The 16,730-nt window shown below is 69.5% G+C and carries 14 protein-coding genes; all 14 read right to left on the bottom strand.

Annotated features, from left to right (window positions below; translation table 11 throughout):
* Positions 1-106 precede the first annotated feature (106 nt).
* On the bottom strand, positions 107-1,522 hold the full coding sequence (gene pyk, locus ACPPVW_RS16790) for a pyruvate kinase (RefSeq protein WP_426624205.1): 1,416 nt from the start codon (positions 1,520-1,522) through the stop codon (positions 107-109).
* Positions 1,523-1,583: 61 nt separating this feature from the next.
* The gene (locus ACPPVW_RS16795; RefSeq protein ID WP_426624206.1) at positions 1,584-3,041 is read right to left on the bottom strand and encodes a glutamate synthase subunit beta; all 1,458 of its coding nucleotides are present in this window, start codon (positions 3,039-3,041) and stop codon (positions 1,584-1,586) included.
* Positions 3,034-7,629, bottom strand: coding sequence for a glutamate synthase large subunit (gene gltB / locus ACPPVW_RS16800; RefSeq protein WP_426624207.1), 4,596 nt, complete (start codon positions 7,627-7,629; stop codon positions 3,034-3,036). The genes ACPPVW_RS16795 and gltB overlap by 8 nt, the downstream gene beginning before the upstream one ends.
* 194 nt (positions 7,630-7,823) lie before the next feature.
* A complete protein-coding gene (gene lgt / locus ACPPVW_RS16805) occupies positions 7,824-8,813 on the bottom strand; it encodes a prolipoprotein diacylglyceryl transferase (protein ID WP_426626331.1) in 990 nt (329 codons plus the stop codon).
* Positions 8,814-8,937: 124 nt separating this feature from the next.
* Positions 8,938-9,735 (bottom strand): tryptophan synthase subunit alpha, encoded by a 798-nt coding sequence (gene trpA / locus ACPPVW_RS16810; RefSeq protein WP_426624208.1) that lies wholly within the window; start codon positions 9,733-9,735, stop codon positions 8,938-8,940.
* Complete coding sequence (gene trpB / locus ACPPVW_RS16815) at positions 9,732-10,961, bottom strand: tryptophan synthase subunit beta (protein WP_426624209.1); 1,230 nt, start codon at positions 10,959-10,961, stop codon at positions 9,732-9,734. Before trpB ends, trpA begins: the two co-directional genes overlap by 4 nt.
* Positions 10,961-11,731, bottom strand: coding sequence for an indole-3-glycerol phosphate synthase TrpC (gene trpC, locus ACPPVW_RS16820; RefSeq protein WP_426624210.1), 771 nt, complete (start codon positions 11,729-11,731; stop codon positions 10,961-10,963). The genes trpB and trpC overlap by 1 nt, the downstream gene beginning before the upstream one ends.
* Before the next feature lie 2 nt (positions 11,732-11,733).
* Positions 11,734-11,964 (bottom strand): DUF6704 family protein, encoded by a 231-nt coding sequence (locus ACPPVW_RS16825; protein WP_426624211.1) that lies wholly within the window; start codon positions 11,962-11,964, stop codon positions 11,734-11,736.
* 82 nt (positions 11,965-12,046) lie between these two features.
* Complete coding sequence (locus ACPPVW_RS16830; RefSeq protein WP_426624212.1) at positions 12,047-12,793, bottom strand: Trp biosynthesis-associated membrane protein; 747 nt, start codon at positions 12,791-12,793, stop codon at positions 12,047-12,049.
* A complete protein-coding gene (locus tag ACPPVW_RS16835) occupies positions 12,783-14,324 on the bottom strand; it encodes an anthranilate synthase component I (protein WP_426624213.1) in 1,542 nt (513 codons plus the stop codon). The genes ACPPVW_RS16830 and ACPPVW_RS16835 overlap by 11 nt, the downstream gene beginning before the upstream one ends.
* Entirely contained in the window at positions 14,321-14,713 is a 393-nt protein-coding gene (gene hisI / locus ACPPVW_RS16840; protein ID WP_426624214.1) for a phosphoribosyl-AMP cyclohydrolase, read from the bottom strand. Before hisI ends, ACPPVW_RS16835 begins: the two co-directional genes overlap by 4 nt.
* The gene (hisF, locus tag ACPPVW_RS16845) at positions 14,710-15,474 is read right to left on the bottom strand and encodes an imidazole glycerol phosphate synthase subunit HisF (RefSeq protein WP_426624215.1); all 765 of its coding nucleotides are present in this window, start codon (positions 15,472-15,474) and stop codon (positions 14,710-14,712) included. The genes hisI and hisF overlap by 4 nt, the downstream gene beginning before the upstream one ends.
* Positions 15,474-16,313 carry an ATP phosphoribosyltransferase gene (gene hisG, locus ACPPVW_RS16850; protein ID WP_426624216.1) on the bottom strand — a complete coding sequence of 280 codons (840 nt, stop codon included), beginning with the start codon at positions 16,311-16,313 and terminating at the stop codon, positions 15,474-15,476. Before hisG ends, hisF begins: the two co-directional genes overlap by 1 nt.
* A gap of 47 nt (positions 16,314-16,360) precedes the next feature.
* A complete protein-coding gene (locus ACPPVW_RS16855) occupies positions 16,361-16,624 on the bottom strand; it encodes a phosphoribosyl-ATP diphosphatase (protein ID WP_426624217.1) in 264 nt (87 codons plus the stop codon).
* Positions 16,625-16,730 lie beyond the last annotated feature (106 nt).

Genomic DNA, 16,730 nt, shown 5'->3' on the forward strand with positions numbered 1-16,730 from the left:
TTCCATGAGAGATGACGAAATCATCCCGTGGTATGACCTCGTCTGAGAGGACGTCCAGGACACACGCAGAAGGCCCCGCCGGAGCAGGGCCTTCCACCATCCGTCGTTACAGGACGTCGCCGACCTTGTGGACGCGGATGTCGTTGGTGGTTCCGGGGATCCCGGGAGGGGAACCCGAGATGATGATGACCCTGTCGCCGTCCACAGCGCGGCCGGTGGACTTGAGCGCCTCGTCGACCTGAGCGACCATCTGGTCGGTGTGGGTGACGCGGCCGACCACGAAGGACTCGACGCCCCAGAACAGCGACATGCGCCGGCGGACCGACTCCTCCGGCGTGAAGGCGAGGATCGGGATGTTGTTGCGCAGGCGGGCCATGCGGCGGGCCGACTCGCCCGACTCGGTGAAAACGCAGAGGAACTTCGCCTCGACGAAGTCGGCGACCTCCACAGCGGCCAGCGTGATCGCGCCCGACTGGGTGCGGGGACGGGTGCCGAGCGGCTGGATGCGGTCGAGCCCGTGCTCCTCGGTGGAGGTCACGATGCGCGCCATGGTCGCGACGGTGATCGCCGGGTACTCGCCGACGCTGGTCTCGCCCGAGAGCATGACCGCGTCCGCACCGTCGAGCACGGCGTTGGCGACGTCGGAGGTCTCTGCGCGGGTCGGGACGGGGCTGGAGATCATCGACTCGAGCATCTGCGTCGCGACGATGACGGGCTTGGCCGCGCGGCGGGACAGCTCGACCGCGCGCTTCTGCACGATCGGAACAGCCTCCAGCGGCAGCTCGACGCCGAGGTCGCCGCGGGCGACCATGATGGCGTCGAACGCCTCGATGATCTCCTCCAGCGCGTCCACGGCCTGCGGCTTCTCGATCTTGGCCACCACGGGGACCCGACGGCCCTCCTCCGCCATGATCTCGTGCACGCGCTCGATGTCCTTGGCGCTACGCACGAACGAGAGCGCGATGATGTCGGCGCCGAGCTTGAGGCCCCAGCGCAGGTCCGCCTCGTCTTTCTCGGACAGCGCGGGGACGTTGACCGCGACGCCCGGAAGGTTGATGCCCTTGTTGTTCGAGACCGGGCCGGCGACGACGACCTCGGTCGTCACGACGTTGCCCTCGACCTCGACGACGCGCACGCGAACCTTGCCGTCGTCGATCAGCAGGAAGTCGCCCGCCCTCACGTCGTGGGGCAGGCCCTTGAACGTGGTCGAGGAGATCTCTTTGGTGCCGATGATGTCGTCGGTGGTGATCTTGAAGATGTCGCCTTCGGCGAGATCGTAGGGGCCGGCCTCGAACTTGCCGAGACGGATCTTGGGACCCTGGAGGTCGACCAGGACGGCGACCGGCTTGCCTGCGTCTTCGGCGGCCTTGCGGACGTTGGCGTAGACCCCCTCGTGCACCTCGTAGCTGCCGTGGCTCAGATTCATCCTCGCCACGTCCACACCCGCGTCGATGATCGCGCGGATGCTGTCATAGCTGGAGGTCGCCGGACCGAGGGTCGCGACGATTTTAGCCCTTCTCATGCGTTTTTCAGTGCTCCGTGATTCTCGCACCCCTGACGGCGCGTTCTCGTGGTGGAGGGGATCAGACGAGGATGCCCCGGTCGGTGGGACGGACCGGCGACGGCAACTGCGTCTCCCCTTCAAGATACCGGTCGACGGCGGCTGCCGCTGCCCGGCCCTCTGCGATGGCCCAGACGATGAGCGACTGGCCGCGGCCCGCGTCGCCGGCGACGAAGACGCCGGCCTCGCTGGTCTGGTAGTCGCCGTCGCGGGCCACATTGCCGCGGTCGTCGAACGGGAGGCCGAGCTGCGCGCCCAAGCCGTCCTGCTCCGGACCGGTGAAACCGAGGGCGAGGAGGACGAGGTCGGCGGGGATCTCGCGCTCCGTGCCGGCCTTCGGCACCCTGCGACCGTCGAGGTACTCGGTCTCCGCGACGCGGAGCGCCCGGACCTCGCCGAACTCGTTCGTGAGGAACTCGACGGTCGACGCGAGGTACTCGCGTGCTCCGCCCTCCTCGTGGGCGCTCTGCACCTCGAACAGCGTCGGGGTCATCGGCCACGGCTGGTGCACCGGACGCTCCGATGGCGGCTGCTTGCCGATCGCCAGGTTGGTCACGCTCGCCGCGCCCTGACGGTGCGCGGTGCCGATGCAGTCCGCACCGGTGTCGCCGCCGCCGAGGACGATGACGTGCTTGCCGTCGGCCGTGATCTGGTCGGCGATCTGGTCGCCGGCGCCCGCCTTGTTCTGCTGGACGAGGTACTCCATCGCGAAGTGCACGCCGACGAGGTCGCGACCGGGGATGGGGAGGTCTCGCGGCACTATCGCGCCGGTCGCGACCACGACCGCGTCATAGCGCGCCCGGAGGTCGTCCCACGCGATGTCGACGCCGATGTCGACGCCGGCGCGGAACCGGGTGCCCTCGGCCATCATCTGGTTGAGACGCGCCTCGAGGTGCTTCTTCTCCATCTTGAAGTCCGGGATGCCGTAGCGCAGCAGGCCGCCGATGCGGTCGTCGCGCTCGTACACCGCGACCGTGTGACCCGCGCGGGTCAGCTGCTGTGCGGAGGCGAGGCCCGCGGGGCCTGAGCCGACGACGGCGACGGTCTTGCCGGTGAGACGCTCCGGAGGATGGGGCTGCACCCAGCCGTTCTGCCAGGCCTGGTCGATGATCGACACCTCGACCTGCTTGATCGTCACCGCCGGCTGGTTGATGCCGAGCACGCACGACGACTCGCACGGGGCTGGGCAGAGGCGGCCGGTGAACTCCGGGAAGTTGTTGGTCGCGTGCAGGCGCTCGATGGCCTGCCGGCCCTCCCCACGCCACATCAGGTCGTTCCACTCGGGGATCAGGTTGCCCAACGGGCAGCCCTGGTGGCAGAACGGCACACCGCAGTCCATGCAGCGGCCGGCCTGGCGGCGCAGCTGCGCCGAATCGCCCGCCTCGTAGACCTCTTTCCAGTCCATGAGCCGGACCGAGACCGGTCGCCGCTTGGGGAGCTCGCGCTCCGTCGTCTTCAAGAAGCCCTTCGGGTCAGCCACCTGTCACCTCCAAGATCCGATTCCACACAATGTCGCCGTCGGGGTCGAGCCCCTCGTCGACGGCCTCCTGCCGCATCTGCAACACGGCCGCGTAGTCGCGCGGCAGCACCTTGACGAACTTCGCGACAGTCGCGTCGAAGTCCACGAGCATCCGCTCGGCCAAGGCCGACCCTGTCTCGGTGCGGTGCCGCTCCAGCAGGTCGCGCACAATCTCGATGTCGGCGCTGCCCAGCGGGAGCAGTTCGAGCTCTCCGCTGGCGAGCGCCTCGCGATTGACGCGCTCGTTCTTCAAGTCGTACACGTACGCCGTGCCACCGGACATTCCCGCTCCCAGGTTGCGCCCGGTGCCGCCGAGGATGACCGCGAGGCCACCCGTCATGTACTCGAGCGCGTGGTCGCCCACGCCCTCCACGACCGCCGTCGCGCCGGAGTTGCGGACCAGGAAGCGCTCGCCCACGATGCCGCGGATGAACATGCTGCCCTGCGTCGCGCCGTAGCCGATCACGTTGCCGGCGATGACGTTCCGCTCGGCCGGGAAGACGCTGCCCCGCGGAGGCCGTACGATGATCTGGCCACCCGAGAGCCCCTTGCCGACGTAGTCGTTCGAGTCGCCCTCCAGGCGCAGCGTGATGCCCGCAGGGAGGAACGCGCCGAGCGACTGGCCGGCGGAGCCGGTCAGCGTGATGTCGATCGTGCCGGTCGGGAGGCCGTTCTCGCCGTGGCGGACGGTCACCTCGTGACCGAGCATGGTGCCGACGGCGCGCTCGGTGTTCCGGATCGGCAGGGCGAGCGAGAGCGTCGCGCCCTCGGCGCCGGGGCGCTCCGAGGCGAGCACGTCGTGCGCCGCCTGGATGAGCTGGTTGTCGAAGTGCTCATCGAGCTCGTGGTCCTGCGCGCGGCCGTTCTTGCGCGGCGCGTCCTCCGGAAACTCCGGGCCGCGCAGGATCGGAGTCAGGTCCAGGCCCGACGCCTTCCAGTGCGCGATGGCGCGATCGGCGTCGAGCAGCTCGGCGTGGCCGATGGCCTCGTCGAGGCTGCGGAACCCGAGCTCGGCGAGGTACTCCCGCACCTCCTGCGCGATGAACTCGAAGAAGTTCACGACGAACTCGGGCTTGCCGGAGAACCGGGAGCGCAGCGCCGGGTTCTGCGTGGCGACGCCGACCGGGCAGGTGTCGAGGTGGCAGACGCGCATCATGACGCAGCCTGAGACGATGAGCGGAGCGGTCGCGAAACCGAACTCCTCCGCGCCGAGCAGAGCGCCCACGATGACGTCGCGGCCGGTCTTGAGCTGCCCGTCGACCTGCACGACCACGCGCTCGCGCATGCCGTTGAGCATGAGCGTCTGCTGGGTCTCGGCGAGGCCGAGCTCCCACGGCGTTCCCGCGTGCTTGAGCGAGTTGACCGGGGAGGCGCCCGTGCCGCCGTCGTGGCCGGAGACCAGGATGACGTCGGCGAGGGCCTTCGCCGTTCCCGCCGCGACCGCGCCGATGCCGGACTCGCTCACCAGCTTGACGTGCACCCGAGCCTGCGGGTTCGCGCGCTTCAGATCGAAGATCAGCTGCTTGAGATCCTCGATCGAGTAGATGTCGTGGTGCGGAGGTGGCGAGATCAGCCCGACGCCGGCCGTCGCGTGCCGCGTACGCGCCACCCACGGGTAGACCTTCGTCGGCGGCAGCTGGCCGCCCTCGCCGGGCTTCGCCCCCTGAGCGAGCTTGATCTGGATGTCGTCGGCGTGCGTCAGATACATCGAGGTGACACCGAACCGGCCGGAGGCGACCTGCTTGATCGCGCTGCGGCGCTCCGGGTCGAGCAGGCGGTCGAGATCCTCGCCGCCCTCACCGGTGTTGGACTTGGCGCCTAGCCGGTTCATCGCGATCGCCAGGGTCTCGTGCGCCTCCTTGGAGATCGAGCCGTAGCTCATCGCACCGGTGGAGAAGCGCTTGACGATCGACTCGATCGGCTCGACCTCGTCGATCGGGACAGGCGGGCGGGTACCGCCCTTGAACGCGAACATCCCGCGCAGGGTCATGAGGGACTCGGCCTGGTCGTCGACGAGCCTGGTGTACTCGCGGAAGATGTCGTAGCGGCGGGTGCGCGTCGAGTGCTGCAGCCGGAACACGGTCTCCGGGTTGAACAGGTGCGGAGCGCCGTCGCGGCGCCACTGGTACTCGCCGCCGGTCGTCAGGCGCTCGTGGGCGAGGATGGCGCCCTCCGCCGGGTAGGCGCTCGTGTGGCGCGACAGGTTCTCGGCCGCGATCACGTCGATGCCGATGCCGCCGAGTTTGCTCGTCGTGCCGGTGAAGTACTCGTCGACGAACTCCTGGCTGAGCCCGACGGCCTCGAACGCCTGGGCGCCCGCGTATGACGACACGGTCGAGATGCCCATCTTGGACATGATCTTCAGCACGCCCTTGCCGAGCGCCTTGATCACGTTCTTGACGGCCTTCTCGGGCGAGACGGTGGTGATCATCCCGCTGCGGACCAGCTCTTCGCACGTCTCCATCGCGAGGTACGGGTTGATCGCCGACGCTCCGTAGCCGATGAGCAGCGCGATGTGGTGCACCTCGCGAACATCCCCCGCCTCCACGATCAGACCCACCTTCATGCGGTTCTCCGCACGGATGAGGTGATGGTGCACCGCGGCGAGCATGAGCAGCGACGGGATGGGCGCGAGGTCTTTGGTGGAGTCGCGGTCGCTCAGCACGATGAACTGCGCACCGGCCTCGATCGCCTCGTCGACCTCCTGGCACATCTCGGCCAGACGGCCCTGCATGGCGTCGGGGCCGGCGTCGGACCGGTAGAGGCCGCGGACCGTCGTCGTGAGCCTGCTGCCCGGCCGCGGGTCGATGTGCTGGATCTTCGCGAGCTCGTCGTTGTCGATGACCGGGAAGTCCAGGACGACCTGGCGCGCGTGCTCCGGGCCGGCCGTGAGCAGGTTGCGCTCCGGGCCGAGGCCCAGCTTCATGGTCGTGACGACCTCTTCGCGGATCGAGTCGAGCGGCGGGTTCGTGACCTGCGCGAACTGCTGCGTGAAGTAGTCGAACAGCAGCCGCGGGCGCTCGGACAGCACGGCCACCGGGGTGTCGGATCCCATCGCGCCGAGCGGCTCGGCGCCGGTCGTCGCCATCGGCTTGAGGAGGATCCGGACCTCCTCCTCCGTGTAACCGAAAGTGCGCTGGCGGCGCGTGATGGAGGCGGGCGTGTGCACGATGTGCTCGCGCTCCGGGAGGTCTTTGAGGTTGATGCGGCCCTCGTCGAGCCACGTGCCGTACGGCGCGCCGGCGGCGAGCTCGGACTTGATCTCGTCGTCCTCGATCAGGCGGCCGGCGACGGTGTCGACCAGGAACATGCGGCCGGGGCGCAGGCGCCCCTTGCGCACGACCCGGCTGGGCTCGATGTCGAGCACTCCGATCTCAGAGGCGAGCACGACGAGGCCGTCGTTCGTCACGACGTACCGGCCGGGGCGCAGACCGTTGCGGTCGAGCGTCGCCCCGACGAGCGAGCCGTCGGTGAAGACGATCGCAGCCGGACCGTCCCACGGCTCCATGAGCATCGAGTGGTACTCGTAGAAGTCGCGGCGGACCGGGTCGATCTCGGTCTGGTTCTCCCACGCCTCCGGGACCATCATCATCACGGCGTGCGGCAGCGAACGGCCGGTGAGCGAGATGAGCTCCACGACCTCGTCGAAAGAGGCCGAGTCCGAGGCGCCCGGTGTCACGATCGGCAGGACGGGCGCCAGATCACCGAGAAGCTCGCTCTCGAGCTGCGACTGACGGGCGCGCATCCAGTTGCGGTTGCCCTGCACGGTGTTGATCTCGCCGTTGTGGGCGATCATGCGGAACGGCTGGGCGAGCGGCCACGACGGGAACGTGTTGGTCGAGTAGCGCGAGTGCACCAGAGCGAGCTTGGAGGCGAACCGCTGATCGGAGAGGTCGGGGTAGAACGGCTCCAGCTGGAGGGTCGTCACCATGCCCTTGTAGACCATCGTGCGGCTCGACAGCGATGAGAAGTACAGGTCGAGTTCGCGCTCCGCCCGCTTGCGGAGGAAGTACGTGAGGCGGTCCAAGGCGATCCCACCCACCGGCTCGCCGCGCTCGTCGGTGCGCGTGCTCGACACGAACAGCTGCTCGATGACCGGCATCGCGGCGCGTGCCAGGTTGCCGAGCTCCTCCGGCCGGACCGGGACCGGGCGCCAGCCCAGGACGGTCAGGTCGTGCTCGGCCGCGATCTGCGCGACGGCGGTCTTGATCCGCTCACGCTCGCCGACGTCCGTGGGCAGGAACGCGTTGCCGACGGCGAACCGCCCGGCGCCCGGGAGGTCGAAGCCGGAGACGGCGCGCAGGAAGGCGTCGGGGACCTGCGTGATGATGCCGGCGCCGTCGCCCGTTCCGGCGTCGGAGCCGACCGCGCCGCGGTGCTCCAGGTGGCGCAGCGCCTCGAGCGCCGCGTCGATGATGTCGTGCCCCGCGGTTCCGCGCAGGGTCGCGACCATGGCGAGACCGCAGGCGTCCTTCTCGGCGGCGGGGTCGTAGAGACCCTGCTTACCGGGGACCAAGCTGAACCGGGTATGGGGAGGCGTGAGCGCCATATGTCGACCGTCCTCACAGTGTCGTGGATGTGGGGATTGGAGTGCGGGGACGCCTTCGGCCCGTTGCTGGGAGGGTTCCGCCGCTTTTGCGCCGGGCTTGTGTGCGGCCCGGAGCGTCCGTGCGGTCAGAAGATGGTTACGGGATCGCCTCGACGGGCGTGTGATGTAGCCGTGTCGTCATGAGCTGACGGAAATCATCCGTTCGCCGGGCTTGTGGCCTTGGCTCCTGCGGACGCGGTTGGCTCCCCGTCGCCATCGACGAAGTCCTCGTCATCCGAGTCCGTGTCGTCAGAGTCTACCTCAGCATCCGGGTGAACCCATTCACGACCCGGTCGGTACACACTCGGCTCCAAGCCGGTGTGGCGCCTGGACTGCACGATCAAGATCGCGATGCCGAGCACGATGGCGAGGAACGCCGCCCACACGTTGCTCGGAACGCCGAGGAACGAGAACTCGCTCGGGTCGATGCGGATCGACTCCAGGTACGAGCGGCCGAGGCCGTACCAGATGAGGTAGACGGCCAGCGTCTTGCCCCACTGCAGCCGGAACGTCCGTTCGAGGAAGAGGATGACGACCACCCCGATGACGTTCCAGATGATCTCGTAGAGGAACAGCGGCTGGAACAGTGTGTTGTCCGGCAGGCCGACCGGGATCGCCTTGTTGCCCGCGTCGATCTGCAGGCCCCACGGCAGGTTGGTCGGGAGGCCAAAGAGCTCCTGGTTGAAGTAGTTGCCGAGTCGGCCGATGGCCTGCGCGAGCAGCAGCGCGGGAGCGAGGGCGTCCGCGACGCTCCAGAACCGCAGGCCGCTGATGCGGCAGGCGATCCAGATGCCGACGGCGCCGCCGATCAGCGAGCCGAAGATCGCGTTGCCGCCCTCCCAGATCGCGAACACGTTCCAGAGGTTCGCACCCGGGTAGAAGTAGTCGGACGGGTGCGTGAACACGTGGTACAGGCGCGCACCGATGATGCCGAGGACGACGGCCCAGAGGAGGATGTCGAGGATCACGCCGGGCTCTGCGCCGCGCTTGGTGAGGCGACGGGAGGTCCACAGGGCGGCGACCACGATGCCGATCAGGATCATGATCGCGTAGGTCTGGATGCGCCAGTGCAGACCGAAGATGTCGATCGGGATCTGCTGCCATTCGGGCCCCGGGCTCGGGATGCTGGCGACCCAGCTGCTCATCGTCGCGATCACGCGATGACTACCTTTCGTGTCCTATGGAGTCCGGCGCCGAACGACGCACGGCTTCCAGTCTAAGTGCAGGTCCGCGATGCCACCGACCCGCGAAGTGCTGTCTACGCCGACCTCAGGCCGACGCGCCCTGCCGGGCGGTGCCCGCGGCGAGCTCGGCCGCGACGCGGCCGGCCTCTGCCACGCCGCCGTCGGCGAGGGCCTTGACGAGTGCGGAGCCGACGATCGCGCCGTCCGCGTACTCGAGGACCTCCGCGACCTGGGCGGCGCTGGAGATCCCGAGGCCCACGCATGTGCTCGTCGCGCCCGCGTCGCGCAGCCGGGCGACCAGCGTGCGCGCGGCGGAGTCGACGTCGCTGCGGGCGCCCGTGATGCCCATTGTGGAGACCGCGTAGACGAAGCCTCGGCTGCTTTCGATGGTCGTGCGGAGGCGCGCGTCGGTCGACGACGGCGCGGCGAGGAACACCCGGTCGAGACCGGTGCGGTCGGAGGCGGCCAGCCAATCGGCGCCTTCATCGGGGATGAGGTCGGGAGTGATGAGCCCTGCGCCGCCCGCGGCGACGAGGTCGTCGGCGAAGCGGTCGACGCCGTACTGCAGCACGGGGTTCCAGTACGTCATGACGAGCACGGGAATGTCGACGCGCTGGGTGATCTCGCGCACGGCGGTGAAGCCGTCGCGCAGGCGGAAGCCGTTCGACAGCGCCTGCTGCGTCGCGGCCTGGATGACCGTGCCGTCCATGACCGGGTCGGAGTACGGCAGGCCGAGCTCGATGACGTCGACGCCGTTCTCCGCGAGGGCGACGGCCGCGTCGATGCTGGTCTGCAGGTCGGGGAAGCCCGCCGGCAGGTAGCCGATGAGGGCGCCGCCCGCCTCCGCGTTGCGGCGCGCGATGGTGTCTGCCACACGGCTCACGACTGCACGGCTCCTTCGTCGATCAAGCCGAAGTAGCGTCCGGCGGTCTCCATGTCTTTGTCGCCGCGACCGCTGAGGTTCACGAGCACGATGCCGTCGGGGCCGACCTCTTTGCCGAGATCGAGCGCGCCGGCGAGGGCGTGCGCCGACTCGATGGCGGGGATGATGCCCTCGGTGCGGCTGAGCAGCCGCAGTGCCTCCATGGCGTCGGCGTCGGACACAGGACGGTACTCGGCGCGGCCGATCTTCGCCAGCCACGCGTGCTCCGGGCCGACACCCGGATAGTCGAGGCCCGCCGAGATCGAGTGCGACTCGATCGTCTGGCCGTCCTCGTCCTGCAGCAGCAGGCTCCGGGCACCGTGCAGGACGCCGGGGCGGCCCTTGGTGATGGTCGCGGCGTGGCGGGGCGTGTCGGCCCCCTCTCCTCCGGCCTCGAAGCCGACGAGACGCACGTCTTCGTCGTCGAGGAACGCGTGGAAGATGCCCATGGCGTTGGAGCCGCCGCCGACGCAGGCCGCGACCGCGTCGGGCAGACGACCGGTCAGCGCCAGGACCTGCTCGCGGGCCTCCTCGCCGATGATCTTCTGGAGGTCGCGCACCATCTCGGGGAACGGGTGCGGGCCCGCGACCGTCCCGAAGATGTAGTTGGTGTTCTCGACGTTGGTGACCCAGTCGCGCATCGCGTCGTTGATCGCGTCTTTGAGGGTGCGGGAGCCGGTCTTGACCGCGACGACCTCCGCGCCGAGCAGCCGCATGCGTGCGACGTTCAGTGCCTGCCGTTCGGTGTCGACCTCGCCCATGTAGACGGTGCACTCGAGGCCGAACAGAGCGGCCGCTGTCGCCGTGGCGACACCGTGCTGGCCGGCGCCGGTCTCGGCGATCACACGCGTCTTGCCGATGCGCTTGGTCAGGATGGCCTGGCCGAGCACGTTGTTGATCTTGTGCGAGCCGGTGTGGTTGAGGTCTTCGCGCTTGAGAATGACGCGCGCGCCTCCCCCCGCCTCACCGTGGAACGCTGCCTCTGCGAAACGCGGCACCTCGGTGACGATGCTCGGGCGACCGGTGTAGCTGCGGTGCAGCTCGTCGAGCTCGGCGCGGAACGCGGGATCGGCCTTGGCCTCCTCCCACGCGGTCGTCAGCTCGTCGAGGGCGGCGACGAGGGACTCGGGCACGAAGCGGCCGCCGAACTCGCCGAAGTAGGGTCCGTGTTCAGAACGAAGGGACATCAGGCTCCCAGGAACTCGCCGAGCGTGGCGACGGGATCGCTCGTGACGAGCGCCTCGCCGACGAGCACGACATCCGCACCCGCCGCCCGGTAGTGCGCGACATCGGCAGCCGACTTCACGGCCGACTCCGCCACGCGGATGACGCCGGACGGGTACCGGTCGGCCAGGCGGCCGAACAGGTCCCGATCCAGCTCGAACGTCGAGAGGTTGCGCGCGTTCACGCCCACCAGCGTGGCGCCGGTGTCGAACGCGCGGCTCAGCTCCTCCTCGGTGTGCGCCTCGACCAGAGCGGTCATGCCCAGGTCGGCGATCAGGCCGTGGAGCTCCACCAGGCGGGCCTGGTCGAGGGCGGCGACGATCAGCAGCACCAGGTCGGCACCGGCTGCGCGAGCCTCGAACACCTGGTACGGATCGGCGACGAACTCCTTGCGGAGCACGGGCAGCGACACCGCGGCGCGGACGGCCTCGAGGTCGGAGAGCGATCCTTTGAACCGGCGCTCCTCGGTGAGGACGCTGATCGCGCTCGCACCGCCTGTCTCGTAGAGAGAGGCGAGCGCGGCAGAGTCGGGGATCGCAGCGAGGTCGCCGCGCGACGGGCTCGCGCGCTTGACCTCCGCGATGATCTTCACCCGCTCGGCGGGCGCCAGTGCGGCCAGCGCGTCGATAGCGGGCTCACGGGCAGCCGCGGCCTCTTCTACGACGGCGAGCGGGCGCTCAGCGCGTCGCCGCTCCGCATCCTCCAGCGCGCCGGCGACGAGGTCGGCGAGCACGGTTAGTGGCCCTTCGGCTGATACTTGGAGCCGCCCACTCCGTAGCCCGCGCGCTTCATGATCCAGCCCATGATCAGCCCGATAACGGCGAGACCAGCCGACAGCCACACGATGATCGGAGCGTCGAAGAAGAACGCGACGGCTCCGATGGTGAAGGCGATCAACATGATGATCACGGCCGTCCATGCCGCCGGCGAATGACCGTGGCCTGGATCGACTGACTCGGTGCTCATGGGACTCCTGCACGTCGGGTGCGCCGCTCCCTCTCGTCTCGGAGGGGCGCACGGTTGGTGAATCGGGAACCAGTCTAGTGGCTCACCGCGTGGGATCGTCGCCGCGGCTCAGCTCGTCCCAGCTGTCGATCGCGGCGTCGCGGTCGAGCGCGGTAGGGGCTTCCGGTGTGTCGCCTTCGGCCGCTGCGCGAGCCTCGTCATCGTCGCCCTCGTCGCCCGCATCGGCCGCGTCGCCCGCGAGAGCGGGCTCGTCGTGGTCGTCACCCGCCAGTTCGCCGACGGCCTCCTCGGCCGAGCGGCCGTCCTCCCCCGCGAACCGCGCCTGGTAGCGCCGCGACGGACCGGGCCACGCCCGCACGAAGACGATGGCCGCGATGCCGGCGAGAGCGACGATCACACCGCCGACAACGGCGAACCACGGCCAGAACTCGGTCGTCGTGCTCTCCACCAGCCTGCGCAGGGAGGCCTCCCCGGCCACGCCGGTCGCCGACGTGATCGCTCCGCCGACCGCCCGCAGCGGGTCGGCGAGCACGGAGAGGGCCGAGTAGACGATCGAGACGCCGATCAGGACCCCGAGAACCGACAGCACCATGCGGAAGGCCGGCCCTGCGATCGCGAGAGCCGCCGTCAGGGCGAGCCCGGCCAGCGAGAGCGCCGTGAGAGCAGGCGCCGCGGCCGAGCCGGCGACGGTGACCGCCCCGGCGTGGTTCGCGACGTCCTTCACCTCGATGGTGAACCAGGGCTGCGTCGCCGAGAGCAGCCCGAGGCCGCTCCCCACGACCAGCGCGAGGAGCGTCAGGTACTTGACTCTGCGGTTCTCAGTCCGCACCGTGGACCCGTCTCATGCCGTTGGCGACCGCGACCGCCCGCAGGGGCGCCGCCGCCTTGTTCTGCGACTCCTGGAACTCCAGGATCGGCACCGAGTCGGCGACCAGGCCGCCCCCGGCCTGCACCCGGGCGACTCCACCCATGATCGTCGCAGTACGAATCGCGATGGCGAGATCGGCGTCTCCGGCGAAGTCGAAGTACCCGATCACTCCCCCGTACACCCCACGCTGAGCGGGCTCCAGCTCGTCGATGATCCGCAGCGCCATCGGCTTCGGCGCGCCCGAGAGCGTGCCGGCCGGAAAGGTCGCGCGGAAGACGTCGATCGCCCCGGACTCCGGGAGCAGGTCGCCCTCCACCGACGAGACGATGTGCATGATGTGGCTGAAGCGCTCGACCCGCATGAACTCGGTCACCTCGACGCTGCCCGCGGCGCAGACCTTGAGCAGGTCGTTGCGGGCGAGGTCGACGAGCATCAGGTGCTCCGCCCGTTCCTTGTCGTCGGCCAGCAGCGACGCCTCGAGGTCGAGGTCTTCCTCTGGCGTCGCGCCGCGCGGGCGCGAGCCGGCGATGGGGTGCGTGAAAGCACGACCATCCTGCACCTTGACCAGCGCCTCGGGCGAGGAGCCCACGATCTGGTACGGCTCGCCGTCGGGGCGCTCCAGCGACAGCAGATACATGTACGGGCTCGGGTTGAGCGAGCGCAGCACGCGGTAGACGTCGAGAGCGGAGGCCGTGCACTCGAGCTCGAAGCGCTGCGAGATCACCACCTGGAAGATGTCACCGTCGACGATCCGCTTCTTGGCGGTCTCGACCGACGCGAGGAAGTCCTCCTCGCGTGTGCGCGACACCGGGTGCCCGACGGCGGCGAGATCCACGTCGGCGAGCCACGCCTCGGACGGGCGCGCGAGCTCGGTCTGCATGCGGTCGAGGCGCTGCTGCGCGTCGCTCCACAGGGCGTCGACGTCATGCTCGCCGTCGGCCAGGGCATTGGCGATCAGCTTGACCGTGCCCGAACGGTGGTCGATCACGACCAGGTCGGCGACGAACGCCATCGCTTGTCCGGGAAGGTCGTAGTCGGCCGGTGGCCGCTGCGGCAGCCGTTCGAGCTGGCGCACCGCCTCCCAGCCGATGAAGCCGACCAGACCGCCGGTCAGCGGAGGCAGGCCGGGGATCCGCGGTGTGCCCCATCGCTCGTACAGTGCGGTCAGGGCTTCGAGTGGGCGGCCGGAGGCCTCCGCACCGAGCGCGCGCTGCGCCGACAGCCCGTAGTCGAGCCAGCGGACCTCGTCGCCGTCCTGGGTCAGCATGCCGAACGACGCGGCTCCGACGAACGAGAACCGCGACCAGATGCCGCCCTGTTCGGCCGACTCCAGAAGGAAGGTGCCGGGCCGGCCGGCGGCCAGCTTGCGGTAGATCCCGACGGGCGTCTCGCCGTCGGCGAACAGCTCCCGGACGACCGGCACGACGCGATGCTCGGCGGCCAGGGCCGCGAACTCCTCGTGTCTGGTCGTCCCCGCCTCCGTGGCGATCACAGGTCTGACCCCATCTCGGCGGCGAGCTGCGCGCTCTCGGCGTCGGCGACCGCCGGCTCCAGGACGTCGGCGTCGAAGCACGTGCGCGTACCGGTGTGGCAGGCCGCTCCGATCTGCTCGACGGTCACCAGCAGCGTGTCGCCGTCGCAGTCCAGCGCAGCGCCCTTGACGTACTGGACATGGCCGGAGGTGTCGCCCTTGCGCCAGTACTCCTGGCGCGAGCGCGACCAGAAGGTCACCCGGCCCTCGCTCAGCGTGCGGCGCACCGCCTCGGCATCCATCCAGCCCATCATCAGCACCTCGCGGGAGTCCCACTGCTGGATGACGGCGGGGACCAGCCCCGCTTCGCTGAACCGGATCCGGCCGATCACGTCGTCGATCGCGGTCATGAACGCACCTCCAGACCTGCTCGTCGCAGCTCGGCCTTCACATCATCGATGGTCATCTCGCCCGAGTGGAAGACGCTGGCCGCCAGCACCGCGTCGGCGCCCGCGTGGATCGCCGGAGCGAAGTCGGACACGGCGCCCGCCCCGCCCGAGGCGATGACAGGCACCGGGCTGATCGCGCGCATCTGGCGGATGAGCTCCAGGTCGAAGCCCTCCTTCGTGCCGTCGGCATCGATGGAGTTGACCAGCAGCTCCCCCGCGCCCAGCTCGATCGCGCGCTCCGCCCAGTCGAAGGCGTCGATGCCGGTCTCGGTGCGGCCGCCGTGGGTCGTCACCACGAAGCCGGACGCCGTGGCGGCCGAACGCTTGACATCGAGCGAGAGCACGAGGACCTGGGCGCCGAAGCGCCCGGCGATCTCGCCGACGAGCTCGGGCCGCGCGATCGCGGCCGAGTTGACGCCCACCTTGTCCGCGCCGCTGCCCAGCAGCTTCGCGACGTCCTCCGTGCTGCGCACGCCGCCGCCGACCGTGAGCGGAATGAAGACCTGCTCGGCGGTGGCACGCACCACGTCGTACGTCGTCGACCGGTCGTCGACCGTCGCCGTCACGTCGAGGAAGGTCAGTTCGTCCGCCCCCTGCTCGAAGTACCGGCGAGCGAGTTCGACGGGATCGCCCTGGTCGCGGAGGTTCTGGAAGTTGACGCCCTTGACGACGCGTCCGGCGGCCACGTCGAGACACGGGATGACCCGGACCGCGAGGCTCATCAGATCCGCGCCGCGTGGATCGAGGTGACCAGGATCGCACGCGCCCCGAGCTCGTAGAGGTCGTCCATCACCTGGTTGGTGCTGTCGCGTTTGATCATCACCCGTACGGCGACCCAGTCCGGCTCGCCGAGCGGCGACACCGTGGGCGACTCGACGCCCGGTGTCAGGGCGACGGCCTGGTCGAGCAGCGCGACGGGGAGGTTGTAGTCGATCAGCACGTACTGCCGCGCGACCATGACGCCCTGCAGGCGCCGCAGCAGCGTGTCCACTCCGGTCGCGGGCGACGGCGACGACACGAGAACGGCCTCCGACTCGAGGATCACCGGACCGAAGATCTCCAAGCCCTGCTTGCGCAGGGTCGAGCCGGTCTCGACCACGTCAGCCACGGCGTCGGCGACGCCCAGCCGCACGGCGGACTCCACGGCCCCGTCGAGCTTGATGAGGGACGCGTCCACGCCGCTGTCAGCGAGGAACTGGCCGACGAGGCCCGGGTAGCTCGTCGCGACGCGCTTGCCGTCGAGGTCGGCGAGGTCGGTGTACGAGCCGGCGGGGCCGGCGAAGCGGAACGTCGAGGCGGCGAAGTCGAGCGCGGCGATCTCGGCTGCAGGTGAGCTGGAGTCGAGCAGGAGGTCGCGGCCAGTGATGCCGACGTCGAGCGCGCCCGAGCCGACGTAGGTCGCGATGTCGCGCGGGCGGAGGTAGAAGAACTCCACGCCGTTGCGCGGGTCGGCGACGATGAGCTCCTTGGGGTCGCGGCGACCGTGGTAGCCCGCCTCGTGGAGCATCTGCGCCGCGGTCTCGGAGAGGGAGCCCTTGTTGGGGACGGCGATCTTCAGCATGCGTTGTGACTTTCGTGACGTGACGGACGGGAGGCTGGGAGTGGTCGTCACAGATGTCGGTACACGTCGGCCGGAGTGAGGCCCTTGGCGATCAGCAGCACCTGCAGGTGGTACAGCAGCTGGGAGACCTCCTCGGCGGTGGCCTCGTCGGACTCGTACTCCGCGGCCATCCAGACCTCCGCGGCCTCTTCGACGATCTTCTTTCCGATGGCGTGCACGCCGGCGTCCAGCTCGCGAACCGTCCCGGAGCCTTCCGGGCGGGTCTCGGCCTTCTCGCTGAGCTCGGCGAAGAGGTCGTCGAAGGTTTTCACCGTTACAGCGTACTAGCCGCAGAGCGCGGCCCGTGCCCGCGCGACGGGCGCCTTCGGTAGTCTGGAGGTGATGTGCTAATGTCGGCAGGTCTCATCTGACATATTC

Origin of the sequence: Leifsonia sp. McL0607 (assembly GCF_049993355.1) — a bacterium.
Lineage (GTDB): Bacteria > Actinomycetota > Actinomycetes > Actinomycetales > Microbacteriaceae > Leifsonia.